This window comes from Streptomyces sp. NPDC003635 (assembly GCF_053587635.1).
Window position 1 is genome coordinate 45,915 of the sequence record NZ_JBSFOK010000017.1, and the last position, 25,259, is coordinate 71,173.

23 protein-coding genes and 3 pseudogenes are annotated in these 25,259 nt (G+C 67.8%); 16 read left to right on the forward strand and 10 right to left on the reverse strand.

Annotated features, from left to right (window positions below; all coding sequences use genetic code 11):
* Positions 1–67 precede the first annotated feature (67 nt).
* Entirely contained in the window at positions 68–994 is a 927-nt protein-coding gene (locus ACWDRW_RS18040) for an alpha/beta fold hydrolase (RefSeq protein WP_451724258.1), read from the reverse strand.
* Positions 995–1,391: 397 nt separating this feature from the next.
* Positions 1,392–1,766, reverse strand: a complete 375-nt coding sequence (locus ACWDRW_RS18045; RefSeq protein ID WP_451724260.1) for a VOC family protein — start codon at positions 1,764–1,766, stop codon at positions 1,392–1,394.
* Positions 1,767–2,513: 747 nt separating this feature from the next.
* On the opposite strand from ACWDRW_RS18045, the gene ACWDRW_RS18050 reads away from it, so the two are divergent.
* A complete protein-coding gene (locus ACWDRW_RS18050; protein ID WP_451724261.1) occupies positions 2,514–4,409 on the forward strand; it encodes an alkyl/aryl-sulfatase in 1,896 nt (631 codons plus the stop codon).
* Positions 4,410–4,876: 467 nt separating this feature from the next.
* On the opposite strand, the gene ACWDRW_RS18055 is transcribed toward ACWDRW_RS18050, so the two are convergent.
* Positions 4,877–6,076: an FAD-dependent oxidoreductase gene (locus tag ACWDRW_RS18055; protein ID WP_451724264.1), complete on the reverse strand. Its 1,200-nt coding sequence runs from the start codon at positions 6,074–6,076 to the stop codon at positions 4,877–4,879.
* 443 nt (positions 6,077–6,519) lie between these two features.
* On the opposite strand from ACWDRW_RS18055, the gene ACWDRW_RS18060 reads away from it, so the two are divergent.
* A complete protein-coding gene (locus tag ACWDRW_RS18060; protein ID WP_451724265.1) occupies positions 6,520–7,056 on the forward strand; it encodes a GNAT family N-acetyltransferase in 537 nt (178 codons plus the stop codon).
* Positions 7,057–7,313: 257 nt separating this feature from the next.
* Here ACWDRW_RS18060 and ACWDRW_RS18065 read toward each other — a convergent pair whose 3' ends face one another.
* Complete coding sequence (locus ACWDRW_RS18065) at positions 7,314–7,634, reverse strand: hypothetical protein (protein WP_451724267.1); 321 nt, start codon at positions 7,632–7,634, stop codon at positions 7,314–7,316.
* Between the two features lie 665 nt (positions 7,635–8,299).
* Here ACWDRW_RS18065 and ACWDRW_RS18070 point away from each other — a divergent pair.
* The gene (locus tag ACWDRW_RS18070; protein WP_451724416.1) at positions 8,300–8,893 is read left to right on the forward strand and encodes a YdeI/OmpD-associated family protein; all 594 of its coding nucleotides are present in this window, start codon (positions 8,300–8,302) and stop codon (positions 8,891–8,893) included.
* A 384-nt stretch (positions 8,894–9,277) separates the two neighbouring features.
* Here ACWDRW_RS18070 and ACWDRW_RS18075 read toward each other — a convergent pair whose 3' ends face one another.
* Positions 9,278–10,057, reverse strand: coding sequence for an NAD(P)H-dependent oxidoreductase (locus tag ACWDRW_RS18075; protein WP_451724268.1), 780 nt, complete (start codon positions 10,055–10,057; stop codon positions 9,278–9,280).
* Positions 10,058–10,195: 138 nt separating this feature from the next.
* Here ACWDRW_RS18075 and ACWDRW_RS18080 point away from each other — a divergent pair, with 138 nt between their 5' ends.
* The 10 genes and pseudogenes from ACWDRW_RS18080 (at position 10,196) to ACWDRW_RS18125 (ending at position 16,340) form a co-directional block, all read left to right on the forward strand.
* On the forward strand, positions 10,196–11,044 hold the full coding sequence (locus ACWDRW_RS18080; protein WP_451724270.1) for a helix-turn-helix transcriptional regulator: 849 nt from the start codon (positions 10,196–10,198) through the stop codon (positions 11,042–11,044).
* A 207-nt stretch (positions 11,045–11,251) separates the two neighbouring features.
* Positions 11,252–11,785, forward strand: a pseudogene (locus ACWDRW_RS18085) (transposase); the annotation flags it as partial.
* A gap of 148 nt (positions 11,786–11,933) precedes the next feature.
* The gene (locus ACWDRW_RS18090; protein ID WP_451724271.1) at positions 11,934–12,365 is read left to right on the forward strand and encodes a DUF4240 domain-containing protein; all 432 of its coding nucleotides are present in this window, start codon (positions 11,934–11,936) and stop codon (positions 12,363–12,365) included.
* A 56-nt stretch (positions 12,366–12,421) separates the two neighbouring features.
* Positions 12,422–12,745: a hypothetical protein gene (locus ACWDRW_RS18095; protein ID WP_451724272.1), complete on the forward strand. Its 324-nt coding sequence runs from the start codon at positions 12,422–12,424 to the stop codon at positions 12,743–12,745.
* Between the two features lie 130 nt (positions 12,746–12,875).
* Positions 12,876–13,055 carry a hypothetical protein gene (locus tag ACWDRW_RS18100; protein WP_451724427.1) on the forward strand — a complete coding sequence of 60 codons (180 nt, stop codon included), beginning with the start codon at positions 12,876–12,878 and terminating at the stop codon, positions 13,053–13,055.
* A 158-nt stretch (positions 13,056–13,213) separates the two neighbouring features.
* Positions 13,214–14,032: a barstar family protein gene (locus tag ACWDRW_RS18105; protein ID WP_451724274.1), complete on the forward strand. Its 819-nt coding sequence runs from the start codon at positions 13,214–13,216 to the stop codon at positions 14,030–14,032.
* A gap of 73 nt (positions 14,033–14,105) precedes the next feature.
* A complete protein-coding gene (locus tag ACWDRW_RS18110) occupies positions 14,106–14,246 on the forward strand; it encodes a transposase (RefSeq protein ID WP_451724277.1) in 141 nt (46 codons plus the stop codon).
* 22 nt (positions 14,247–14,268) lie between these two features.
* Positions 14,269–14,659 (forward strand): annotated as a pseudogene (locus ACWDRW_RS18115) (transposase); the annotation flags it as partial.
* A 39-nt stretch (positions 14,660–14,698) separates the two neighbouring features.
* Positions 14,699–15,100 carry a hypothetical protein gene (locus ACWDRW_RS18120; protein ID WP_451724279.1) on the forward strand — a complete coding sequence of 134 codons (402 nt, stop codon included), beginning with the start codon at positions 14,699–14,701 and terminating at the stop codon, positions 15,098–15,100.
* A gap of 955 nt (positions 15,101–16,055) precedes the next feature.
* Positions 16,056–16,340 (forward strand): hypothetical protein, encoded by a 285-nt coding sequence (locus ACWDRW_RS18125; protein WP_451724281.1) that lies wholly within the window; start codon positions 16,056–16,058, stop codon positions 16,338–16,340.
* A 467-nt stretch (positions 16,341–16,807) separates the two neighbouring features.
* Here ACWDRW_RS18125 and ACWDRW_RS18130 read toward each other — a convergent pair whose 3' ends face one another.
* From ACWDRW_RS18130 to ACWDRW_RS18150, 5 genes are all read right to left on the reverse strand, one after another.
* Positions 16,808–17,029, reverse strand: coding sequence for a hypothetical protein (locus tag ACWDRW_RS18130; RefSeq protein WP_451724418.1), 222 nt, complete (start codon positions 17,027–17,029; stop codon positions 16,808–16,810).
* Positions 17,030–17,422: 393 nt separating this feature from the next.
* The gene (locus ACWDRW_RS18135; RefSeq protein ID WP_451724283.1) at positions 17,423–18,679 is read right to left on the reverse strand and encodes an alginate lyase family protein; all 1,257 of its coding nucleotides are present in this window, start codon (positions 18,677–18,679) and stop codon (positions 17,423–17,425) included.
* A gap of 514 nt (positions 18,680–19,193) precedes the next feature.
* Complete coding sequence (locus ACWDRW_RS18140; RefSeq protein WP_451724284.1) at positions 19,194–19,685, reverse strand: SRPBCC family protein; 492 nt, start codon at positions 19,683–19,685, stop codon at positions 19,194–19,196.
* Positions 19,682–20,074: a metalloregulator ArsR/SmtB family transcription factor gene (locus ACWDRW_RS18145; protein WP_451724285.1), complete on the reverse strand. Its 393-nt coding sequence runs from the start codon at positions 20,072–20,074 to the stop codon at positions 19,682–19,684. The genes ACWDRW_RS18140 and ACWDRW_RS18145 overlap by 4 nt, the downstream gene beginning before the upstream one ends.
* A gap of 162 nt (positions 20,075–20,236) precedes the next feature.
* Complete coding sequence (locus tag ACWDRW_RS18150) at positions 20,237–20,974, reverse strand: SDR family oxidoreductase (protein ID WP_451724288.1); 738 nt, start codon at positions 20,972–20,974, stop codon at positions 20,237–20,239.
* Positions 20,975–21,066: 92 nt separating this feature from the next.
* Here ACWDRW_RS18150 and ACWDRW_RS18155 point away from each other — a divergent pair, with 92 nt between their 5' ends.
* The 3 genes and pseudogenes from ACWDRW_RS18155 to ACWDRW_RS18165 all read left to right on the forward strand — a co-directional run bounded on the left by ACWDRW_RS18155 (position 21,067) and on the right by ACWDRW_RS18165 (position 25,220).
* Positions 21,067–21,930, forward strand: coding sequence for a LysR family transcriptional regulator (locus tag ACWDRW_RS18155; RefSeq protein ID WP_451724289.1), 864 nt, complete (start codon positions 21,067–21,069; stop codon positions 21,928–21,930).
* A 1,891-nt stretch (positions 21,931–23,821) separates the two neighbouring features.
* On the forward strand, positions 23,822–24,403 hold the full coding sequence (locus ACWDRW_RS18160) for a DUF998 domain-containing protein (RefSeq protein ID WP_451724419.1): 582 nt from the start codon (positions 23,822–23,824) through the stop codon (positions 24,401–24,403).
* A 42-nt stretch (positions 24,404–24,445) separates the two neighbouring features.
* Positions 24,446–25,220: pseudogene (locus ACWDRW_RS18165) on the forward strand (transposase).
* Positions 25,221–25,259 lie beyond the last annotated feature (39 nt).

A 25,259-nucleotide genomic window follows, 5' to 3' on the forward strand; every position in this document is an offset into this window, starting at 1 on the left:
AGCGTGGGCAAAACTGTGCAATGACCCGAGGGCATCGCCGAACCAAAGAGGCAGACCACAAAGCACCTTAGCTCCCGCTGGACGGCTCCTCCACGCTGGCCGGTGGTGGGCCGTTGCGGAGTTCTTCGCGCCACGCCGCCCGGTCGTAGTCCGCAGGGTCGGTGGTGTGCAGGAAGTCCAGCACCACTTTGGCGAATCGGTCGGGCTCATGGTGGTGGGGGAAATGGCCGGACGCCTCGAAGATCTCCAGCCGGCTGTCGGTCAGCGCCTCGTGCGCCGCCGCTGCGTGCGACACCGGGATGATGCTGTCCCGCCCGCCCCAGATGATCAACGTGGGCAGATGCCGCGCCAGGTAGCCCCGGTCGAGCATGGTGATGTGCTGGCCGCGCAGATCCACCGCCGCCCGGACCGTGCGCAGGAAGGCACGCCGGGCCGTGGCGTCGGCGAAGCGCCGGTAGCGGTCCATGACATAGGGCAGATCCGGGCCGAGGCTCCCGCCGCCGGCCAGCCGGACGACCGGTTCGGCGATCGCGGCCACCGTCTGGGCAAGGGGCGAGGTGAGCAGATACATCCCGGCGAACGCCCCCGGCCCCGCGGCCAGCCGGAACATCGGATGCACCTCCGGCCCCATGCCCGCGCTGCTGACCAGCACCAGCCGCTCGCACCGCTCGGGGAACTGGTAGGCGAACTGCATCGCCACGCCGCCCCCTAGTGAGTGCCCGACGACACTGACCCGGTCCACTCCGAGCACCGTCAGCAAATCCCTCATCCCGCAGGCGTACGCGGCGATGGCGTAATCGGCCCGCGGCCGAGCCGACTCGCCGTGCCCGAGCAGATCGGGGGCGATGACGGTGTAGTGCTCGGCCAGCGCGGGCATCACCTCCGACCACGTCTCGGAGCTGTCCGCGATCCCGTGCAGGAGAAGCAGCGGCGGCCCGTCCCCCTCTATCCGGTAGGCCCGCCGGTAGCCGTGCACCACTCGGTACTGAAGCACAGCACCGATTCTGGAGTGCGGACGTTTCCAGGCCGCTAACCCGCGATGTGCACCATGTGCCCGCTCCACTGGGCGAACCCGGGCGCAGGGGCAAGGGCCTTCAGAGCGACGATACGGCCCATCCGCACATCCCTCGCAAGATAGGCCACGCTCACTCCCCCACGGCCGATCTCACGCTCCACCTGGTAGCCCGCAATCTGCGAATCAAGCTGAAAATCCAGCAGGACAGCGGCAGGCTGCCACTCAAGGGCCGCGTAGCGAGGGGGTCACGCGAGGGCATGGCCGTGGTCACGATGCGCCGGGTCTGCTTGCCTGCTGCCGTCCGGCGCAGGCATCCGCGAGGCGCGCCTGATCTGCGGGCACGTCCCGCCACAGGCCCTCCCCAGCCGGGCAGCGTTCAGGCGCCTGGAAGGAACAGGCAGAAGAGGTGACCGTGAGGATCGCGCAGGACTCGCACGTCCTTTTGAGGCTGATGGTCCTCCAGCGTCGCACCCAGGGCGCGGGCCCGTGCGGTCTCCGCGTCCAAGTCGTCGACCAGCACATCCAGATGCGCCTGCATCTGCTGGGTCCCCGGGCGCTGCGGCCACACCGGCGCAGTATGGTCCGCCTCCAGCTGGAAGCTCAGCCCGGGGCGCTCTCGCTCCGGATCCCTCAGGCGCACCCACTGCGGCTCGCGGTCGACTTCCTCCCAGCCCAGCAGGGCCCGGTAGAAGTCAGCCAGGGCGGGAGGATCAGGAGTGCCGAGCACAAAAGCACCGAGTGTTGTCGTCATGCCCCTGCTGTGCCCCCCAGGCCCGATCTCACTCATCCGCACGGCCTTTCGTGTGCACGGCACGCTGGCCTCCACACAGCTGCGCACCGTGGACAGTGATGCCCATCGCGGGGCTGCAGGTCCGTGCGCCCGGTGCCGGGAGGATGCGTCTGCTGGGGTGGGAAGGCGTCCTGTCGCTCTTGGTGATCCGAAAGGTTGTGGGGCTCTAGACGTGAGAGGCAATCACCTGAGGCTTCATGCCTCAACGATCACCGCTCCGGCGTCACACCGCCCGTATGCAGTCGGCTTGACCCGTAGCCCACCCTCACCACGGGCGCAGCCCCTGCGATCCGGTCGCTTGCCCGCAGGTTTCGTGGCCCGCGTATCCAGGTGTTCTGGAACCTGCGCGTCTACGCATGCGGGGACGCGGGGCCGGTGAGCCGTCGCTCCCGACTGCCCGAACGACCCGGACGTCAGCTGCTGCCGCGCGCAGACCCGCCGGAGCCACGCACACGCTTGCGGCCGGCGCCTCCCGGTCACCCTGCCGGATCCGGCCTCCGCCCTGTGGCCGCGGCGGAGCCCTGCGGGACGAGCCGCTGGGCCAGCTCCCACACGCTCCCGCACCTCATCCGGCACCAGCCGCTCAACGAGCCGGGTGCGGTGCGGCGGCTGTCCTGCCTGGCGTAAGCCGGGTCGCGGGTGCCGTGCGCGCGCACGAGGATCGCTGCAGTGCCGGTTGGCGGCGCGCTGTCCATGCGGGAGGACAAGATGTCCCACAGCCTTGAGGCCAAACCTGCTCACCCGGCCGTCCTTGCGGCCAACCAGGCGATGGCCTCGCGCTTTCCCTTCGATGACACCCAGGACTTCGACGACGCCCGGCGCGGCTTCCTGGGCAGCGCCGCTGATCCCCTCATCCGCGACGTGCAGGGCCGCACGGTGTGGGATCTGGGCGCGTACGGGTTTTTGGACCAGGAGTGCCCGGACACGGCCAACCCGAGTCTGTGGCGGCAGAGCAGGCTGTGCGCCGACCACGGGTTGTTCGAGGTGACCGAGGGCATCTACCAGGTGCGCGGCTTCGACCTGTCGAACATGACCCTCGTCGAGGGTGAGCACGGAGTCTTCGTGATAGACCCGTTGATCTCGGCCGAGACCGCGGCGGCCGGCCTCGCGCTCTACCGGGCCCACCGCGGGGACCGGCCGGTGACCGGCGTGCTGTACACCCACAGTCACGTCGACCACTTCGGCGGCGTGCGGGGTGTGCTGAGCGACGAAAACGTCGCGGCGGGTCTACCGGTGATCGCGCCGCAGGGCTTCCTGGAGCACGCGGTGAGCGAGAACGTCTACGCGGGCACGGCCATGAGCCGCCGGGCGGCCTACATGTACGGCGCCGCGCTGCCCAGGGGAGAACGCGGACAGATCGGAGCAGGTCTCGGGCAGACCACGTCGACGGGAACCGTGGGCCTGATCCCGCCGACCGTGGAGATCACGCGCACCGGCCAGAGCGAGACCGTGGACGGCATCCGCATGGTCTTCCAGCTCACCCCCGGCACCGAGGCGCCGGCGGAACTGAACATCCACTTCCCCGACCATGCGGCCTTGTGCATGGCCGAGAACGCCACCCACAACCTGCACAACCTGCTGACCCTGCGCGGCGCGGTGGTGCGCGATCCGAGGGTGTGGGCCCGCTACCTCAGCGAAGCCATCGCAGCGTATGCACCCCACGCGGACGTTGCGTTCGCCTCTCACCACTGGCCCGTGTGGGGGCGTGAGCGGATCCACCAGTATCTCTCGCAGCAGCGGGACCTTTACGCCTATCTGCACGACCAGACGCTGCGCATGCTCAACCTGGGGCTGACCGGCCGTGAGATCGCCGAGCAGATCCAGATGCCCCCGGCGCTGGAACGGGCCTGGCACACCCACGGCTACTACGGTTCCGTCAGCCACAACTCCAAGGCCATCTACCAGCGCTATCTGGGTTGGTTCGACGGCAACCCCGCCCACCTGTGGGAGCACCCGCCGGTCGAGGCGGCCCAGCGGTACGTGCGTTTCATGGGCGGTGCCGAAGCGGTGCTCCAACAAGCCCGGCAATCCTTCGAGGAGGGCGACTTCAGGTGGGTCGTGCAGGTGGTCGACCACGTCGTCTTCGCACACCCCGACAACGCGCAGGCACGGGAACTGCAAGCCGACGCACTCGAACAACTGGGCTACGGCAGTGAGAACGGCACCTGGCGCAACTTCTATCTCATGGGCGCCCATGAACTGCGCCACGGCAACGTCGGCACCCCCATCGGCGCCGCCGCCCCGGACCTGCTCGCAGCACTCACCCTCGAGCAGCTCTTCGACTCCCTGGCCATCCGCGTCGACGGTCCACGCGCCTGGGACGCCGACCTCACCATCCGCTGGGACGTCACCGACGGCGACACCTTCCTGCAGCAGCTGCGCAACGGAGTCCTCACCTGCCTCGCCACCACCACCGGAGCCGACCCGGACGTCTCCGTGACACTGAGAGAGGCCGACCTGCGCGCCGTCCTGCTGGGGCTGAGCACCCCGGAACAGCTTGCGGCCAAGGACGACGTGGAAGTAAGCGGAGACATCGGCGCGTTGAGCAAGCTGCTGGGCCTGCTCGACAGCCCCGACAGTGATTTCGCCATCGTCACCCCCTGACCAAACCGCATCGCTCCACAAAGCCCGCCTCCTCCCACCCTGCAACGCAGAACAAACGCCAACAGCGCAAGTCCGGCGCGTGTGCGCCGGGTCCCGCTCCACCACCCCAACCACACGCGCCGTCGGGGGTGTGATGGGCGGCGCCGGTCGTGGCACGCCGCCGTGGAGGCGGCACAGAGCACGAGGCGGACCATGCCGAAAGAGCAACCCTCGGGCATCGCCAACGCCCGAACCGAAAGAAGGCGCTGCCGTGGTGAACAGGGCGGCCCTGAAAGGGCGCGCTCACGCCCTCGGGCCCGCCGCCCAGGCGCGCGGGTCAAGCGTGGCCGAACTTTCCCGCCGCCGTGCACACAGCGAGCCCGGGAGGCCTGCAGTTGCAACCGCGCCCTGCGCCGGCTCGGCAACCGCCTCGCCGGCCTCCCCCAACGGATGCTTCACCACCCGCGCCAAGGACGCCGTGCCTCACCTCACCGGGCATCCTGCCCGCCGGGGAGACGGAAGCCGGTGAACAGGTCGTCCAGGCCGCGTCGGGCCAGACGGTCCGGAGTGGCGCGGACCGCGAGGTCCCGGGCGGCAGCCGCAAGCGGATTGCGCACCGCGCCAAGACGGCCCACCCGCCGGGCGCGGACCCGTACCGCGTCGGTGCGGGTCCGGCGAGCAGCCGTGTACGCGGCCAGAGCAGACGGAATCCCGTCCGCGACCGTGCCGGGCGTGTCAGCTGCGGGCAGCAGGCGGGCCAGGACCACCGCATCCTCCACGGCCTGGCAGCCGCCCTGGCCGAGGTTGGGAGCCATGGCATGGGCGGCGTCACCCAGCCAGGCGATCCGGCCGCGGTGCAGGGCCGGCAGAGGGCCCGCCAGCTCGTAAAGGTCGCTCTGCAGGACCTCGGCCGCATCCAGACGGCCCACGCGTTCCAGCAGCGCCGGGATCGGCTCATGCCAGGAACCGAAACGGCGCAGCAGTTCCGCGCGCGGATCGGCCCAGCGGGTGCTGGCCGGGACAACCGCGGTGGCGTAGAGATAGAAACGGCCATCGGACAGCGGCGTGATACCGAATCGCTCGCCTCTGCCCCAGGTCTCGCTCATGGCCGTCACCCGCAACTCGGGAGCGTCCACCAGACACCGCCACGCCATCTCACCGAGATAGCGCAAGCCCGGATGGGCGGGGAAGAACGCACGGCGCAGCGGACTGCGGATGCCGTCCGCGGCAACGACCAGGTCGGCGGGCAGGTCAGGTCCGGCTGCCGTAAGCACCACCGGGTGGCCCTCGGCGTCGTCCACACCGGTCACGGCGGTGTCGTAGCGCACGGCGCCCGGCGGCAGGGCGGCGGCCAGAGCGGCGGTAAAAGCCGGACGGGCAACGGCAATCGGCGGCATACCGTACCGGGCCGTCATGTCCGCAGTGGCCTCCCGCACCAACCACCGGCCACCGGAGCGGCGCAGGCCCATCGTGGCGGGTACGGCGCTGCCCACGGCGTATGCGGCATCCACTCCTAGCGCGTCCAAGGCACGCAGGGCGTTGGGAGCCAGGCCGATTCCGGCACCCGTGGCAGGCGGTTCCGGAGCACGCTCACAGACGGTGACACGCCAGCCCCGGCGATGCAACGCAACAGCAGCAGTCAGACCACCAATCCCCGCACCGACCACCACCACATGACGCTCAGACACACAGCACCCCCCGGGCCCCGGTCAGGCGCCGGGCTGCCCTAACACCACACGCACACGCTACAACCGCGGCCGGACGCCCCAGCAGCCCGGTCGCGGCCCAGGAAGCGCGCGACGCGGCCAGGGGCGGTACGGCGGCGAAGCAATCGACGTTTCGAGCCCTGTGATCGCTGAGTGCTGCCCGAAACCGTCGACAGGGGTTGCCCACACTCACCTGCAAGACCAGAGGGCTCGGGGAGTTGCGGCGTACCGACGCAACGGGGTTGTGGGGGGGGTGACGACACGCAGTCCGTCGTCGGCCGTGCGATGGGGTGGACGCCCATCCCGTCGAAGGCGCCTGTCGCGTGCGGCAACTTCTGCGTATCTGCGCGGGATACACGGGCGTCAACCAGACCGAAGCCTGTGATCGAGCAGCCCCGGCTGACAGCAGTTGACAAGATCAACCCATGAGTCAGCACTCGGTGTCCTTGGACAAGATCGCGGTTGATGACTGGCAGGCCATTCACTCGTGGGCCCGTCTCCCAGAGGCTTGCCGTTTCCAGCCCTGGGGACCAAACACTGAGGACCAGACACGCGATTTCGTGAAGGCCGCGGTCGAGGCGTGGTCGAGCACACCCCAGCAGAGGTTCGCCCATGTGGCGCGCTTCGGGGGCGACGTTGTCGGTGTCGGCGAGCTGCACGTCCGCAGTCACACGCAGCGCCAGGGCGAGATCTCCTACATTGTGCATCCTCGCGTATGGGGGCAAGGCATCGGCACAGCAATCGGGCGCCAGCTTCTCGCGCACGGCTTCGGCCAGTTGGGACTTCACCGGATCTTCGCCACCTGTGACCCACGGAATCTCGGCTCCGCCCGAGTGCTGGCCAAGCTCGGCATGACGCACGAGGGGCGCCTTCGACACACGGCATGGATACGGGACGGCTGGCGCGACTCCCTGACGTTCAGCATTCTCGAAGAGGAATGGCGTGCTGAAGACTCGGAGTGATGCCGGCGTAGAAACGGTGGGTTCACGAAGTGGAGCCGCGCTTCTTGGCCCGGTCATCGGTGCGAGGGCTCTTGGGGGTGAGGCGTCGGGGCCTCGTGGTCATGAGTGCCAATTTCACGTGTACTTCGGAGTGCAGCGCAAGATCGGTGTCACCGGCTGCGGCGCCCCGCCCATCGGGTCTGAGCCGCGCCCCAGCCCAGGCGGAGCGGGGCTGGGTCAGAATCCATGCGCCAGGCCACGACGGACGCTTCAGCCGGTCACAGGTTGGCGACGTCTCCGGCCTTCTTGATCACGGAGTCGAGCGCGTCCACCACGGCGTTGTGCCGCCTCGCGCCCGCCGCCCGGTCTGCCGGCACCAGCCGCGCGGCGGCCTGCACGGCGTAGGCGTCGGGATCGCCGAAGGCAGTGCGCGGGTGCTCTCCCGTCTGCGCGCAATGGGCCGTGACATCCTTGACCGCTTGGAGCACGACTGCCCGGTCCACGCCCGGCTGCATGGCCAGCCGCACCTGGAAGCGCGCCATCCACTTTTCGCGGTCCTTCTCCCCCGCCGCGTCCGGCCTGTGGTCCTTCTTCGTCACGTGCTCTCCTGGGTATCGACAGCCGTCCGTCATGGAATGGGACGCCGGGTCTCCGAAGGGGGTTGCGAAGGCCCGCATCTGATGGAACCGAAGTGCGTGCCGGGGAGCCGCACGACCGGGACAAAGCTCACCTGACCGGTCCACTGGTGGCCGGGACGGTTTGAACCTGCCTCTGACGGACGGTGCGAACAGGGTTTCGGTCCGGTCGTGTTGAGCGGAATCGAGGCACAAGGGACGAACCTCTTGGCAACTCGCGGTCATCGAATCCAGCGAGTTGCCCGACGCCCTGGGGTTGAAGCGTTGCGTGGTGGTGGCCGACGGATCACGTTGGGCCGCCCTTGGGTGTGACGGTATCGCCCACCGGTTCAAGAATGCGGCTCACCGGCCAGGCGGGCGGCCACGGCAGGCGTCGGCATGAGCGATACGCAGTGGTCCCTGGCACGGGGCCTGCTGCCGGCGCCGGGATGGACAAAAGGCCGGGGCGATCGTCCGGAGCATTCCTGCCACAGCCAGATGATCTGCAGATTCGTACTGCGTCGAGAACACATGGACTCACGCAGGTCCTGCTGTCCGGAACGGCCGGCCATCACGCCTTCGGCCACGCCTTCTCCCCCTGGCATCCCGCCAGCGGGACCGCGCCCGAACGCGTAACAACAACCGGCCGGGTGTGGTTCGCTGCGGGGGTGAATGAGGACTTGGAGACCGTCGCCTTCGAATCCGCCGAGGCGTTCGAGGCATGGCTGGGTGAGAACCACGCTCTCTCGCCGGGCATCTGGCTCAAGCTTCGCAAGAAGGCACCCGGAATCGTCGCGCTGGACTACGCCCAGGCGCTCGGCGTAGCCCTGTGCTACGGCTGGATCGACGGCCAGAAGGCCAAGTTCGACGACCAGTGGTGGCTGCAGCGGTTCACCCCACGCACCCGGCGCAGCAAGTGGTCCAAGGTCAACCGGGACAAGGCGGCAGCCCTGATCGCACAGGGCCGGATGCGTCCGCCGGGGCAGGCCGAGATCGACCGCGCCAAGGCCGACGGCCGCTGGGAGGCGGCCTACGACAGTGCGAAGACCGCCACCGTGCCCGACGACCTCGCAGCGGCCCTGGCTGCCAACCCGGTGGCAGCGGACTTCTTCCGGACGCTGGACGGGGCGAACCGCTACGCGATCCTGTACCGGATCCAGGAGGCAAAAAAGGCCGAGACTCGGGCCCGCCGCATCGAAAAGTACGTAGCCATGCTCGCGAGGGGCGAGAAACTGCACCCGTAACCACGCCGGTCTTCGATCAACCCCGGATCTCGGAAGAATCCACGATGTGTTGCACGCCGGTGATGTATCGGCGTTCGGGCCGCTGCGGGACGAAGTGTCGCACGAGCGCGTTGAAGGCCGGGCGGAGCACCGGAGCGGTTAGGTCCAGTGGGGCCCTACGTAGCGGCTGCCGTTGGTGCACCACGTGTTGATGGGAGGCACCTACTGGCGTACAGCCCGGACGTAGCGGCAGGTGGAGCGCTCCCGTTCGGGATCTCGACGTCGGCTGCGGACCGGCGGCACGTGTACGAGGTGGGAAAACCCCGTTCGCGCCGCCAGGCGGCCCGTTCTCGTCCGAGGCCCGCAAGCTTCTCGGGTCAACCGACGGGAGACGGGAGTCGACGGTCAGCCGCGCACGTGCAGTCCGAACCCCGTCCGGCCCGCCGGCTCCAGTCCCTCCTTCAGTTGCAGCGAGGGGATCTCGTAGTCACCGAAGTTCTGGCGCCGGAACGCGATCGGCTCGGTCGACTCCAGGGTGAGCAGACGCTGCTCCCAGGCCTTGGCGACGTCCGGGTAGCCCTCACCGGTGATCCGGTCGGCGCCGTACAGCACGAACGGTGGCAGTACCTCGATGCCCGGGTGGTAGAGGATGCCGTGGTGGATCGGGAAGAGCAGGTCCTCCACGGGGCCGTTGATCCCACGCGCGGCATAGTGCGACTCGGCGCCGCCCACGGTCACCGACAGCAGGGCCTTCCTGCCCACGAGAGTGCCCTCACCGAAGCGTTCGCCGTACTTGGTCTCGCTGTGCTCGCCGACGCCGTACGCGAAGTGGTAGGTGAACACGCGGTCCACCCAACCCTTGAGGATGGCGGGCATCGTGTACCACCACAGTGGGAACTGGAAGATGATCGTGTCGGCCCAGAGCAGCTTCTCCTGTTCGGCGAGGACGTCCGGGGTCAGTGTCCCGGCGTCGAAGGCCCGGCCCGAGGCCCGGGTGACCTTCAACGGAGCCGAGGCGTTGGGGCCATAGTCCGTGGCGTCGACGACCGCCTTCCAGTTCATCGCATAGAGGTCGCTCACCCGTACCTCGTGGCCGGCGGCTTCCAAGGTGGACACCGCGAGGTCCTTCAGCGAGCTGTTGAGCGACTTCGGCTCCGGGTGGGCGTAGATGATCAGCGTCTTCATGGCAACTCCCTCGGATCGGATGCCTTCGATCCTGGGCGCCGCGGCGGCCGGCGTTCAGGGGCAGCTCTTCCGTCGGACTGGACTTCCTGGTACCGGCAGGGCCACCTTCACGGGCCGGCGCGGAGCGATACTGGGGTCATGGACGATCTCGCGGGCTTCCTCCGGACCCGGCGTTCCCGGGTCGATCCGGCAGCCGTCGGTATCCCTGCCGATAACCGGCGACGGGTGACGGGCCTGCGCCGTGAGGAGGTCGCGCACCTGTCCGGCGTCAGCGTCGACTACTACGTACGACTGGAGCAGGGCCGCGCGACGCAACCCTCCGAACAGGTCCTGGACGCGCTCGCCCACGTCCTCGGTCTCGACGAGACCGAGCGCGGGCACCTCCACCGGCTCGCCCGGCAGCGCCGCCGACGCGCGAAGGCGCCCGGCGGACGGGTCCGGCCGGAATTGCTGCGCGTGCTCGACCTGGTCCCCCACGCACCCGCACTCATCATGAACCAGCGCTTGGACGTGCTCGCCGGGAACCGCCTCGCCAAACTCCTCTACGGCCGGCCGATACCGGGGCTCAACACCGCGCGGCACATCTTCCTCGAGGAGGCGGAGCGGGGTCTTTACGCGGACTGGGACACCTGCACCCTCGACGTGGTCGGGCACTTGCGCCTGGCCGCCGGCAAATACCCCGAGGACCCTCGACTGGCGTCGCTCATCGGCGAGTTGGCGATGAGCAGCGAGCGCTTCCGCCGCCTGTGGGCCCGTGCGGACGTGCGGGCCCGCGCCCATGGACGCAAGGCCTACCGGCACCCGCTGGTCGGCCTGCTGGAACTGCACCAGGAGAACTTCGCTCTGCCGGACGCGTCCGGCATGGAACTGCTCCTCCTGTCCGCGGCCCCTGGCAGCCCCGCCGAGGACGGCCTGCGCCTGCTCGCGGGCCTGGGCGCGAACGACGACGACGCGCATCCTGCGGCCAGGGCTCATGCACACGAGTAGTCCCACCTCACGGCAACAGGACCGAGCACCACAGCCCGAGTGACCCGGTCAGGGCAGGATCTCGGCATGGCCGTCGGTGCCGTGGACCCGCATACGCTGGCAGCCCCTGATCCGCCGGGTGGCCGGACGCCGTTTCATTCGGTGCCTGCGGGTCGTTGAATGGTTCGTAGGAGCCCTGTTGAGCGGTTGATGCCAGATGAGCTGTGAGTGCTGCTCCGGCGGGTGGTGCCGCCTTCCGAGGTCAAGCGCCCTCAGGGCGGTGGGCAAGCTCGAGCAGGTGACCGCGAAGTACTGGCCCGCGATCACCTTCGTGGCCACCTCGGGCTACACCTGGCGACACCTACCGCCGATCTCCGGTCCTGCCTGGCCCATCATCGACCCACGTTTCGCCGAGTGGAGCCAGGACCGTGGGCGGGCCAGGCTCCACCGCGTCCTCCCGGACGGGCTTGGCGTCCGCGGCAAGTTGGACTGGTCGCGGTGCGCGATCGACTCCGCCAAATCTTCGATGCGCTCTCGTCCCGGTCGGTCGGATTCGGTCCGGCCAGGGGCCCTCTTGTGCCGCTCTGAGGTGACAAGGGCTACGACTACGACCACCGGCGGAGGCGGCTGCGCGAGCGAGGCATCCGCCACCGGATTGCCCGCAGGGGCATCGACTCGTCCCAATTGCTCGGGCGACACCGCTGGGTGGTCGCGCACACGATGTCGTGGCTGGCGGGATGCCGCCGCCTGCACCGGCGCTACGAACACAAGGGCGAGCACTACCTCGCATTCGTCAGCATCGCGGCAGACCTCATCTGCCTTCGCCGTCCGGTCAGACAGCGTGCACCCATGTGGAACGGTGGGCCGGCGCCGCCCCGCCACTGTCAGAGCCGTCCGTCATCCTCTGCCCATGAACGAGAAAGACTTCTGGCAGCTCATCGACGACTGCACAGCGTGCACACCCGACCCGGACGCCGTGCAACTGGCCGCGAGACTGACGAGCCGTCTGTCCGCTGGACCGCTGGCGACGGTCATCGGATTCGCCGAACGGCTGTCCTGGGCGCTCTACCGGCTGGATCGCAAGGAGTACGGACACGACCTGTCGAGCGACATCTTCCTCTACACCCGCGCAGCCATCGTGGCCGCCAGCCGTGAAACCTACGCAGCAACGCTCCGCGATGCCCAGCTCTTTGCTCCCTACGCCCGCGACCTCATCTGGGCAGAGAGCCTGCTCTATGTGCCAGACGAAGCGTACAGACGCATTACCGGCAACGAGTGGGACCGCAGCACCCGCTACTCCTACGAGTCCTACTCGAATTCTGAGGGATGGGCCGACGCATAGCCCTAGCAGCCTCAGTCACATCCAAGGAAACAGCGCCCAACCCAGGGGGATTGCCTGTGAGCAGCGACTTTGGTTTCTGGAAGCGCTCTGCCGGAAACCCTGAGGAAGTTTTCGACAACCTCGCTGAGGGCGAGACCAGCAACCTCGTAGCGAGCCCTGAAGTCTTGTGCTTCCGGCATGAGTTGATGACCAGGTGGCCAGATTTGGCGGATGTTCTGGAGCCGTCTCGATTCGACTTGGAGGAGGAACCGGATGACGTGGAAAAGTACGTCCTCCTGACCCTTTCGGTGAGTCAACTGGAGTACCTGCCACAGATCCTTGAGGTGGCGAAGCGGAACGGCCTCGTCGGATTCAGCGGGGTGGCGGGCGAGCCGATTTAGACTTCTGATTCGCGACGCAGTCAAGCGCAAGGATGTGGCCCCTGTCGATGTTGTCTACATGGGCCGTTGCGCAGCTCAACGGCATTGGATGAGGGCAACGGCGTCGGCCACGGGGCCCGCAGCCGTTGCCGTGAGCCGTGTAGCAAACCTGATCGAGGATGCGGCCGAGGAGGCCGGTGGCATCTCACTGAAGGCGGAATCGGACGTGGGCGCAGACGGTGGCGGTGACGCAGATGTGGGCGTGACCGAGGAGTTCTTTGATCACGACGAGTTCGACGCCCTGTGCCAGGAGCGACCTGCTCGCAGCTGACCGCTCGGGCGTCAGGTGTCGTACTCGCCGTTCCACGGTGCCGAGAAGGCCAACCGATCCAGATAGAGCGCAGCTCAGTGAGCCTTTCCAGCAACCATTGCGGATGTGGGCAGGGCACAGGCGATGACGGGTAGGATCAGCGCTTTCATGGAGGTTCGATGCGACCATCAGGGCGGAGCAGCCAGGGGAAGAAGTACGCGCTGACCTCGGACGAGGGCGACCGTGACTTCTGGGGCTTCGCTCACGAGTCCAAGGGGCTCTTCGAACCTCTGCCGGACGCGGAGGGTGCACGCCGAGTGCAGCTCGAGGGCTGCCTCCCGCAGGGTGGTCTGCTAAAGAGTATCGATCACGTGGGTAGTCGTCGTGCGGTGGCAGGGAACGCCTGGTTCGAGTTCCTCGACGGCGACGGTGCCATCATGGGGTCCTACTTCGTCAACGAGGTCACCATCGTCGATGCCAACCCCTCCACCCGTGAAGCCGGCCTCGTCGACCTCACGGTGACACTGTGGTGCGAGAACGCCCTGCCCGGAGCAGAGCGAACGTGGGAGCTGATCCAAGCTGGGCGCCTGAACCGCACCAACATGTGGAACAAACTCACGCCCGAAGAAAGACATGCCTGGCTGTCAGTGGCGCTCTGGTCCCGGGAATACCAACGCCAGGGAAGGCCTGATGCCCCTGCAGGCGAGATGTTCACCTTGGACGGCCGGCACATCGTTGATAGGGACACCTTCTATTGCGCGATCGGTGAGGCCATCAACGGACCCGGCGGATACTTCGGCTGGAACCTGGACGCTCTGGACGACTGTCTTTGCGGCGGCTGGGGCGCCACCACTCCATTCACCTTGCACTGGGAATCCTCGGCCGCGGCGCGGGCACGGTTGACAGAACGCGTGCCTATTGGCGACCGCGAGGTTGCGCTTTTCGACCTGCTCCTGGAAATCTTCGAGGAACGAGGCGTGAGCGTCTCTCTTCAGTGAGGGCCTATACAGTGTCCCCAATTGATCTTGAGTGATGGATCTTGGTCGGGTGATACGTCGCCATGACTGTCCGATGCCGAAGTGGGAACTCGTCCGGCCGCTGCTGCCTGCGCCCTTGCGGGGGCGGAGGCGGTTGGACGATCGACGGGTCCTCAACGGGATCGCGTGGAAGGTCCACACCGGCACCGCCTGGCGGGATGTACCCCAGCGGTAGGGCCCTGACAGGCGCTGCACACCTTCCGCTCTCGGTCGGCATCTCCGGCGCCAACCTCCACGAGAGCCAGGCCCTGATCCCTTTGAGGCGCGGCATCCCTCCAGTGCGCTGCCGCTTTGCCCCCGGCGCCGACGCCTAGCCAGGCTGTCTGCGGACACCGGCTGCGACTTCGACCACCTGCGAGGTTGGCTGCGCCGTGGGCAGATCGTGCCAGGCATAGCCCGTAGCAGGGGTGGAAAACTCCAACCGTCTGGGCCCGCACCGTTAAGTGGTCGAGCGGACGATGTCCTGGCTGAACGGATGCCGTCGACTGCGCCGCCGCTACGAGCGTATGGCCGGCCACTTCCTCGCCTGCGTTGGCATTGCCCGCCCTGATCTGCCACCGGCGCCTTCGCCGATCAGGGTGTTCGTAGAGTGCCCAGCAGGATGCTAGGCAACTGGAGGTTGCGGGAATGCTCGTCTGGTGGAGGGCAACGGACCACGAAACGCGACAGTTCTCCCCGACTGGGCGAAGCTCCGACATCGCGGATCTGACGGATTATTTCACCGCACTGCGATCGCGTGGTCGGGGGTATCTGGAAGTTCGCCTGCCGGGCCGCGAGTTTCCCCTGCTGACCCTGGGCTTCCAAGACGATCAAGCAGTCATCCATCTGTTCGACGCTGCTGAGAAGTCATCCCTACTCGTCGGCGACGGCGCCGCGGCATCGGATGAGGTCGTGGAAGTGCCGATCATGGACGACCTGGCCGTGTTCAGTGGCGACTGCGTCGTCGCTGTCGATCGCGCCTGGGCCTTCGTTCGCAACTTCATCCAGAGCAAGGCGCCTCGTGAGCTGGGTGAGTGGCGCGAGCTGTGACCCCGCCCCGATCACCAACCGCGACACTGTCTTAACTGCAATGACGGCCGCCACGCCGCCAGCAGCTGCCCGCGGTGCGCACCCGGACTACTACATCGCGGGATGGGCGGTGCGAAGCTGGGTTGTGCCACCGGACCAGAGTCGTGCGTAGCCGCCTACAAACACGGCCGCCCACCACTGTCGCCCCACCGTCCTGGTCTGCCGTGGTCGGGGCAACTACGGCCACCACGCCCCATCCGTGCACGCACTGCGCAGCCCGACTGCGCATCGTGGGGTGGGTCGTTGCGCAGCCTGGCTGCGCAACCGGTCGGGGTTCGTGCGTAGTCGCCCTGCGCATAGGGCTGCGCACTCTCCCCTCACCCCGCGGCCCCAGTGCGCAGGTTCAGACGCTGCCCTGCGCAGGCTCTGTCGTTACTCCCGTACGGTCTGTGATGCGCCCCCCTTGCGGGCCCACTGGCGCAGGACGAGAGCCTCGTGACGGTCCTCGGTTGCGGAGTGCGGGCGGACAGGGTGAGCGGTCCCCGGCGGTGTGCCGCTGAGCTTTGTGGTCTGGTCTGTGGTCGGGGCGACCATGACCCGTACCACGGGCTTCGTGTCCTCCTTGTGACCGTGGTCGGGCCTTCATGGTCGGTGGTCTGGTCGGGGCTTGCAGGTTCTTTCAGGTCAGCAACCACTTCTTCTTACGTGGGAGTTCAATCAGATACCCCGGCAAGCAGGGCCTGGAGAATGAGGCCGCTGCTCCGATGGCGGCAGGTGTCCGGCTGAACGCGATGCGGCGTCGGGCAGGTCCTCGCCATCGGCGAGGCGTTCAGCCGTCCCGGCCACCACAAAGTCGGCACCAAGCCCGGCCGCGACACCTGAAGCGCCACCCGCCTGAACCGTCAAGAAGCCGACGAGGTTGGATGGCTCCGTGGGAAGAGAAAAGCGGGAGGAGAAGAGGCGACCACCCTTCGGCATGCCCAAAGGCATCATCCTGCTCGCGACGCCGGAAGGCTGGCGCCACAGTGTCCTCACCGTGGAAGGCGGGATGCTCTGCGGGCGCCTCGCTGATGTCCCGGTCGACGCCAGCCCAGACGAGGCACGGGCCGCCGCAGCGGCCAAGGTGGTGAGACTCGCACACGACTTCCACGACGTACGCGTCGACGTGACCTGGGACTCACCCCAGGAACCCGGGTCCTGGACCGCCCAGGTCACGGTCGCCTCGACCCCGCCGCACGCCTTCGGTCAAACGACAAGGTGAGACGCCGAGCAGATGCTCACTGAAGACGAAGCACGAGGGCTCGTGCTGGCGGAGCTCGCAAGGACCGAAAGTGCGATACACCTGAAGCTCGCCATCTCCAGGATCGAACCCGCGTCTTTCGGCTGGGTGTTCTACTGGTGCGCGCGACGGGACGTGGGGCGTCCCGCCGGACAACGGCCAACACTCGGTGGGAACGGCCCTTTCTTGGTGGATCGGGAGAACGAGCGGCTCATCCGCACTGCAACCAGCAGATCCGTGCCCCTACAGATCGCGGACTATGAGCGTCGGCTGCGTCGTGAGGCTCACGCCCAGAACGCAGCGGCGAAGCGAGCTGCGCAGCCAGGCAGTACAGCGACCACGGCAACCGTAGACGTCCGCCACCAGCCTCCGACGGCCCACTGACCTGCCGAGCAGGCCTCATCGCCTGTCGTTCGTATCACGCGGCCTCGACGACCAGGACGACCCCGTCATGCGAACGGAGACAAGCCATTGCTCTCCAGGTGAGCGAGCAACGCATCAAGGCATGCGTCGGCGCTGCCCAGGTCCGCGCGGAAGAACGACTCCTCACCAAGTGGCCCCCCACTGACTATGACCATCCATGCCTTCCTGCGCTCGGTCATGCGATCACCGTCGACCTTGAACACGGTCGTGACTCCCCGCTCGGCCAGCCACTCCATCAGCTCGAGCATGTCCACTGGCACCCCTCCAGGGAGATCATCCGCCGCGGCGGGCGATCATGGGTGTGATGCCGGTTGCGCAGACCAATCGGCGGTACTTGTCGAGGCCGTAGCCGCGGCCGGCCAGAAGCGTATCGGGCCATCGGCGTGGCCGCCGGCCAGACCCGTGACCGTCCGACACTGGGACGGGCGGCCCGGACTGGACACTCTCGACAGGATCCACGGTCTCCAACTCCACGGCCATGGCCACCGCCACTCCCCCGGCCGAGCCCTCAACGTCCCCGAGAAGTTCACGGGACAGGTGGCTCCCGCCCCGTTTGGACGACTTGGGCCCAGACTGCTTGTACGTCACCGGAGCCTCGTTCCGGTTGCGCTCGTCAGTCGGCAGGCGCGGCTCGTCGCCCGTCAGGTGAGGTTGTGAGCGTGCGTGAGCGTCTCCCAGGCAAGGAAGTAGCCCGCGCCGCTGGGGCGTTGCCTGGTCTGGATCAGTTGTCTCGTCTTGGGAAGGCTGACTCCCTTACGGTCGGCGTAGTGGTTGTAGGCGACCTCCAGGACGGAGCCGATGCCGCGGTCGACCGAGCCTTTGCAGAGCCAGGACGGCACCGTCGCACCGAGTTCGTAGGCGGCGTGGAACTCCAGCGCCTTGGTCATCCGGCCTTGTGCCTCGGAGTAGAGGTCAAGGCCCTGAATACGAGCGGTCTCTGCGACATGAGCCGCTGCGGCGAAGCCCCAGCCGGTGTGACCGAAGTCCCGGCAGGTCTCCTGGGCCAGCCCGTCGACGAACGTGGACTGGCCCTGCCAGTAGTCGATCAGCTCTTGGCGGGTGTCCTTGCTGCTGCCTGGCGGGCTCTTCGGCAGCGCCCCGTCGCTCCTGAGGTAGATATAGGCGGGCACCCGCTTGCGCCAGATGGCGATCGCCTTCTCGAAAGAGGCCCGGTCATCGAGGAAGACGGAGATCCCGGTGGCGGCGTCCATCATGATGAGTTCCCAGTTGCCGTTGGCGTTCGGCCGCCCTTTGATCACCATCGGCAGGTACACCGTGCGCAGCATGGCGGCGAAACGGCTCTGCCGCGCACCCGACCATCCGGTGTAGGTGTGCTTCATCAGCTCGCCGGCACGAGCGAAGGAGGCGCCCGCCCAGCCCGTCTGCAGGGGCGCGTTGTGGTTCGTGTGGCCCTTGATCACAGCAGACCACGCGTCCATGATCTCAATGGCCTTGGCGGCATGGCGGCGGTCCTTGGTGAGATTCCACAGCAGGGCGTGCGTGTACGCCGCCAGCGCATCGTCACGCTCGTCAGAGCATCCGCGATTGGGGCTGGAACCCGGACCGCACTCAACAATCGCCCGCGGCCTCGCAGTCCACGACAACGACGCGTACTTACTCTTCAGCATGGCGTCATACGCGGACGTCCACGGCTCCGCTTTCGCCTTCACCCTCCCCCGCACGAAGTCCAACTGCGCCTCGCTGACCAGCACTCCTGGATGTTGGAAAGAATTCCTGGCCGATGCCCCGGCATAAGGCTGCGCGCCGGCCGCTTCAGCGTCGTCGGAGGTAAGGGAAGGAAGGGTCGCCGCCCCGAGCGTGAAGGCAACAAGCGCCGACACCACGGTCACCGAGAGCCGTCGGCGCCTGCGATGCCTCCCACGGGCACGTTCCCCCATACCGTCGGTTCCCTGACACGCATCCCTCATCAACGCCTCCGCGAAACAGTCGATCCCGACACCGGTACCCGAAGATGCGGCATCAGCCCGGACACCGAAATCGACCGCCCTGCAGACAGGCACACCACGGGCAGTGCCCACGAAACCGCCGTCTCGACACCGAGACTTCGCCATGGACACGTAAAGCACACTGACCTCGAACAAACCGTGCGGTCAACCAACTGAGCCTGCGTTAGGAAACCCTTAAGACAGGAGAAAGGAAGCACCACACTGAACCGTTCCGGGGCTGATGGAGGCTCGATTCCCTGAGGGGATCGAGTCATGGCACGTCCGTCCCCCTGTCCTCCCGAGCATGAGCCTTTTCCCTCCCGCCTACGAGGTGGGAAAAGGCTCACGCCAACAGTGAGGCCGCCGGGGCACGTGCACACTCCGCCTACCCGCAACCAGCGGCGACGCCAACCGCTGCTCCACCTCCGGGACGAAGCCCTCACCCGCCTGGGGCGCAGGGCCCGGCTCAGGCCAGGGACTCGAAGTACGCTTTCTGGGCCGGGTAGTAGTCCTCGAAGTCAGGCCGCGGCCCGCCCGTGCGCGCCGCGGTCAGCGTGTCCAGGTAGTACTCCCAGCCGGGGCCGACCTGGCCGAGTTGGTCGGTGGTGGTGAGGTGCTGGATCAGCCGGAGTTCGGTGCTGCCGTCGGTCTCGGCCAGCAGCAGTTCCATCGACCAGGCTCCGGCCTCGTCCTCCATCGAGACAGCCAGCCGGCGCGGCGGTTCGCAGGCTTCGATTCGCAGGGGGCTCCAGGGCGCGGATTCCTCGAACGCCATCTGTACCTCGATGGTGCGGCCGGGTCCCGCATGGCCCCGCCACGGGCCGAACCAGCGGGCGGTGCGCTCGGGTTCGGTCACGCTGGCCCAGACGTCGTCCGCACCGGCGCGGTAGGTGCGGGTCAGGATCAGGTCGTACCCCGTCGGCGTGGGAATCAGTTGTCCGGTGGGCTCGAGGGTCATGCCGTGTCCTCCTTGGGGTGGCGTACGTCCTGCTGGTCGACGGCAGGCTCAGCCCGGCGGCGCTCCCGCCCGGTGCGGTGGACCTCGGTCTCCAAGGCGGCCAGGCGCGGCGACCAGCCGGCCTGGCGGGTATCGAACTGCGAGAGCCAGGCGGCAAGGTCTCCCAGCCGGGAGGGGACGAGCGAGTAGCGCCGGTGGCGGCCGATCTGCTCGTCCAGGACGAGACCGCTCTCCCGCAGCACGCGCAGATGGCGGCTGACCGCGGGCCTGGTGATGGTGAACCGGGCAGCGATGTCACCTGCCGTCAGCGGACTGTGGCGCAACATCATCATGATCTCCCGGCGCACCGGATCCGCGATGGCGTCGGCCACACCGCTCAGTTCGTCCACACCGTAAGCGTAACCTATTGGTTACGCGTTGAGGGAGTCTTCGGGTCATCGCCGCAGCGCATCTCCCCGCGTCGATGACCCGGTGCCGTGATGTCGCCCGGCCCGCCTACCGGCGCCGGCGGGTGGTTTTTGTGACTGCGGTGTGCGCCGGGCGGTTCGTGTTCACCAGGGGACGACGCCGTCATCCTCGAAGAACGAACCGGTCGGACCGCCGTCGGGCAGGGTGGCGAGCCGGATCGCCGTGGTCGCGCCCTGTTCAGGAGTACGGGGCCCTTGGAAGCCTGTGAAGTCGGTCGCGACCAGGCCCGGGCAGGCGGCGTTGATCAGGATGTTCGTGCCGGCGAACTGCCGGGCGTACTGCACGGTGAGGGCGTTGAGGAACGACTTCGACGGCGCGTAGGCCGCCATGATCGGGCCGATCTCGATGTCCGGGTCCGATTGCCTGGTCAGGGAGCCGACGCTACTGGAGACGTTGACGATGCGTGGTGAGGGCGAGCGCCGCAGCAGTGGCAGCATGGCGTTGGTGACCCGGACGACACCCATGACGTTGGTATCCACGACCGTGCGGAGCACTTCCAGGTCGAGCGCGGTCGGGTCCTGCACCCACCCGGGGCCCATCTCGCCCGAGATGCCGGCATTGTTGACCAGGACGTCCAGGCGCCCGACCTGCCGTTCGACCAGTTCCGCGGCATCAGTGACGCTCTGGCCGTCAGTCACGTCCAGCGGTACCCCGAACGCGTCCACGCCGACGGCGCGCAGCTTCCCGACGGCGGTTTCGCGTCGGGTGGCGTCGCGGGCTCCCACCCCCACGCGGTACCCCAGGCTGCCCAGCCCGGCCGCGATCTCGTACCCGATTCCCTTGTTCGCGCCGGTCACCAGCGCGATCATCGTTTCGCTCATGCTCATGATGCTGGCTCGCGGGCGAGTGGCGCGGCCAACACCGATACGGTGTCCTGTCATACCCTCCAGGTATCACCGCGTATGCTGCGGCCATGGACACCCTGGAGACGCGCGAGTTGAGGTACTTCGTGGCGGTGGCCGAGGAACTGCACTTCGGGCGCGCCGCGGAGCGCCTCGGCATGGCCCAGCCCCCGCTGTCGCGGGCGATCCAGCAGCTTGAACGGCGCCTCGGAGTCAGCCTGCTGCAGCGCAACCGCCGTGGTGTCCGTCTGACCGGTGCCGGAGAGGTGCTGTTGCACGAGGGCCGGGCGGCCCTCGACGCGACCGCTGCCGCTGCCCGCCGCACCCGGCGCGCAGGCGGTGCCGACAGCTCTGGCGGCTCCCGCGGACGGCTGGTCCTCGCGGTGAAGGCCGCCGCGTCGCACGAACTGCTGCGGAAACTTCTCGACGCTTACGCGGCCGAGCCCGACAGTGCCGAGATCGAGGTGCTGCCGTGCGGCCTCTGCGAGCAGGAAGAGCTGCTGCGCGACGGACGTGCCGACGTCGCGCTCATGCACGCGCCGTGGAACTCCCTCGCCGGGTTCGACAGTGAGGCACTGACGACCGAGGGACAGGTTGCCGTCCTGCCTGCCGAGCACCCGCTCGCCGCCCGCGAGACCCTGTCCGTGGCGGATGTCAGGGACATCCCCGATCTGCCGCTCGCCCGCTGGCCCACCCACGGCACCTACGCACCCGGCCCCGGGCCCGAGGTCCACAACCAGACACAACTGGCTCAGCTGATCGCCCTCGGACGCACCGTGGCGATCGTCCCCGACTCCGCCCGCTCCTGGCTGTGGGCCGAGCACACAGCCGTCCCCTTGACCGACGCGCCTCCCGTCGTGACCCACATCGCCTGGCCCGCGCACAGCCGCTCCCTCGCCCTGGCCAGCCTGGTCCGCACAGCCGCACGTCTCTGACCGGCCGCGGTTCGTTGCGGTGCAGACTGCAGCTGAGCTTGATCACGGTCGGCCAGTGGACGGGCCGCTGCTACCGCTGGGGGCCACGGACCGGGGCCCCTGCCAGGATGCCTCCGGCAGTCCGGCGCGGGGACCTGGAAGGGCGTTCCGGTTCGGCGCTTTTTCTTGGACCACGTACGGAGCCAGAAGATGATCAAAACGCAGAACATAGAAGTCAGTCGTAACGGGGGACTCATCCGCCGTCGCCGGATCCCTCGCCGTACGTAACGGCGTCACCAGCTCTGTGGCCGTCGTCCTCACGGCGATCACGGTGGTGGTTCGGGACCCCACCACTGAAGCGCGGCGGCCAGTACTGGTCCGCGGTACACCAGGCGACACTGGGGCCTTGAGGGGGCTTGACTCCAGTTTCATCTTCGCCCCCGCCGATTGCCGTGCGCCGTACGGGCGGATTCTGGAACCTGCCCCGCGTCAGCGGGCTGCCCGCCCCCGCCGAGCAAGCGTCGAACATGACGTCACTCACGTACTACCGGATCACGAGAGGGCTCCTTCACCCGAGGCATCCCCGGTGTGGGTGGCAATGGCTCGTGTCCGGCTGTCGAAGAGGCTCCGCAGTGCCTCCTGGACAGCTTCGTGATCCAGCTGCCGCTCCTGGGCCAGGAGCAGGCGGGCCTCGGCCTCGACCCGGGCCCACGCCAGGCGGCTGCGTCGGTTCTCAGCGCGTCTCACATCGCTGCGGAGGAAACCGGCTCCTGCTGAGAAGCCGGCGGAGACAAGGGCCAGCACCGCAGCGGGGACACGGGCATCCGGCGAGGCCAGCCCGGCAGCTCCGGACAGACCGGCAAGCACCGCAGCGGGAAACCCGAGCGCGATGTCGGTGACAGACCAAAAGCGCACTCTCAGGTGGGCACTGCGTGCTCGCCGTTCCGCCTCACCCAGCACGCGTTCGACTTCCGCCCGAACAGGCGTCACCGCGCCACGTGGAGTGCCCTGATGCAGTGCGTCGTCTCCAGCCACGGGCCCAACAATCTCACCGACGCCGACCCAACAGGCGACAACCGACCACGGCGATTCCCTCGGGTGTCCTTGGCCTCTCCGTCCATCGGGTGCTGCGGGACTTCGGCCACCCCGCACCAAGGTGGCCCGACGGCGGTTCTTCCCGCCCGGTGCTCAGTCAGCGCCGCCCTTTTGCGGGTGGTCAGCCGGAGGCTTGAGGGGCGCCCCCCGCCTCGTGCTGGGCATGCAGGGCGGGGTCCGCCGTCGCGTTGGTGGGCAACGCACCTGAGCCGCCGGAAGTTCAGGAGCGAAGAGTCTGTCCTCGTTGTCGCCAGGGAGCGGGTTGGGCTGAATCTCGATTCGCGCGTTGGGGATGCTGGCAGCGTGGTAGGCACACCGGTAATCGCCGTCACGCTCGGTGAAGACCAGCCGAAGGCGGCCGCTGACGAGTCGGACACGCTCGTCAGTAGTGCGGGTGCTGACGCCATAGGTCGGTCATGGTGCACCACACTCTCGGCCGCTGCCGCCGACCGGAGCGCTCCCGCCTCACCGTCGCCGTCATGCACCTCGAAGCCAACAGAATCAGGGTTAACCGACCCGCGAGCAACTGAACGCACTCACCCACGGGTTGAAGAGCGCGCGTTCCAACGCCGCCCGGGCCGCCGCCACATTCCGCACGCGGAAGCCTGACCCGGCTGAACCGAGTGGGACGCCCGAGGACGCGCGCCCGGAGCCGCGCGCTGCCGGAAGTCGAGCATGTCGGCTAAAGGCCGCCCCGTAAATGATCCCCTGAGGTCAGCCGCCAGAGTGTCCCGCCTCCTGTCAATCAGGGTTGACACAACCCATTCCGTCAACCTAAGTTGACACGATGGGGAATCAAGTGCTCCTTGCATGCGGGATGGCTGCTGGACCGCTCTTCACCCTCGCGTACCTACTGGAAGGCGCCAGCCGTGTGGACTACAAATCCTGCCGCCACCCCGTCAGTTCGCTTGCTCTTGGCCGCGCCGGGTGGGCGCAGACCGTCAGTTTCCTCTTCACGGGCTTGCTGTCGCTGCTCTTCGCCGTGGGCCTGTGGGATACCGGACCTTCCCGCTGGGGTGCACTGCTGATCTGCGTTTGGGCGGTCGGCCTGCTGGGCGCAGGTGCCTTCCGCACGGATCCGGTGAGCGGCTACCCGGTCGGCACCCCCGATCAGCTTCAGCACCCCACCCGCCTCGGGGCTCTGCATGACCTGTTCTCCCTCATCGGATTCCTCGCCCTTGCCCTAGCCTGTTTTGTCTTCGCCCTGTCCACCTCGCTGGGATGGGCCTTCTACTCGATCGTCAGCGGTGTGCTCTTCGCAACCACGATGGCGCTGGCCAGTGTCGCGTTCAGCCAGCATCAACGCTGGGGGGATCTGGGCGGACTGTTCCAGCGCGTCTCACTCACGATCGGCTGGACCTGGCAGACGCTGCTCGCCGTGCGCCTTCTGCACATCTGACGGTCGTCACATATCGCCGCTCACCGCAGCGACGATCTTTCGGTGGCTGGTGTGATTACGGCGTCGGAGCCGTCTTGGATAGGCCCCTTCACCCGGCTGAGCCTGCGATGCTTCACCAAGTAGGTGAGCGCACTGCGGCGCAAGGACGCGGACGCGGTCCGTAGAGGCCGGCCGTGGAGCCTTCCGCTGGAGGGCCGAGTCCTGCTCGTGACGGCCTACTGGTGCACGAACTTGACGATGCGACAGCTCGCCCCGCATTTCGGCATCTCATAGTCCGCAGCTGACCGCGTCATCGACCACCTCGGCTCCAAGCTCGCGCTCCAGGCACGCAAGCGATTCCGCAAGGACGCCGTACTCATCGTGGACGGCACGCTCGTACCCACCCCGGACCACGGGGCCGCCGAGCAGTCGAGAAATTGCCGGTACTCCACCAACCACCAGGTCGTGATCGACGCCGAAACCCGCCGGATCGTCATGGTCGGCCGACCGCACCCGGTAACCGCCCCGGCTCCAAGGCGTGGACGGAATCCGGCGCCAAGGCCGCCGTTGCCAGGACGATGACGATCGCGAACGGCGGCCATCCCGGCACAGGACTCGTCATGCCACATCCCCGACGCCAAGGCGAAGAGCTGCCCGACTGGAAGCAGGCACACAACAAGTCACACAAACAGGTCCGGGCCCGCGTCGAGCATGTCTTTGCCCGGATGAAGGGCTGGAAGATCCTGCGCGCCTGCCGCCTCAAAGCGACGGTGTCCACCACGCCATGCTCGGCATCGCCCGCCTGCACAACCTCGCCCCAAGACTTGTCCCGCAATGATCACGCAGGAGGGCGTCGCAGCCGCTTGCCGGCTGGCTG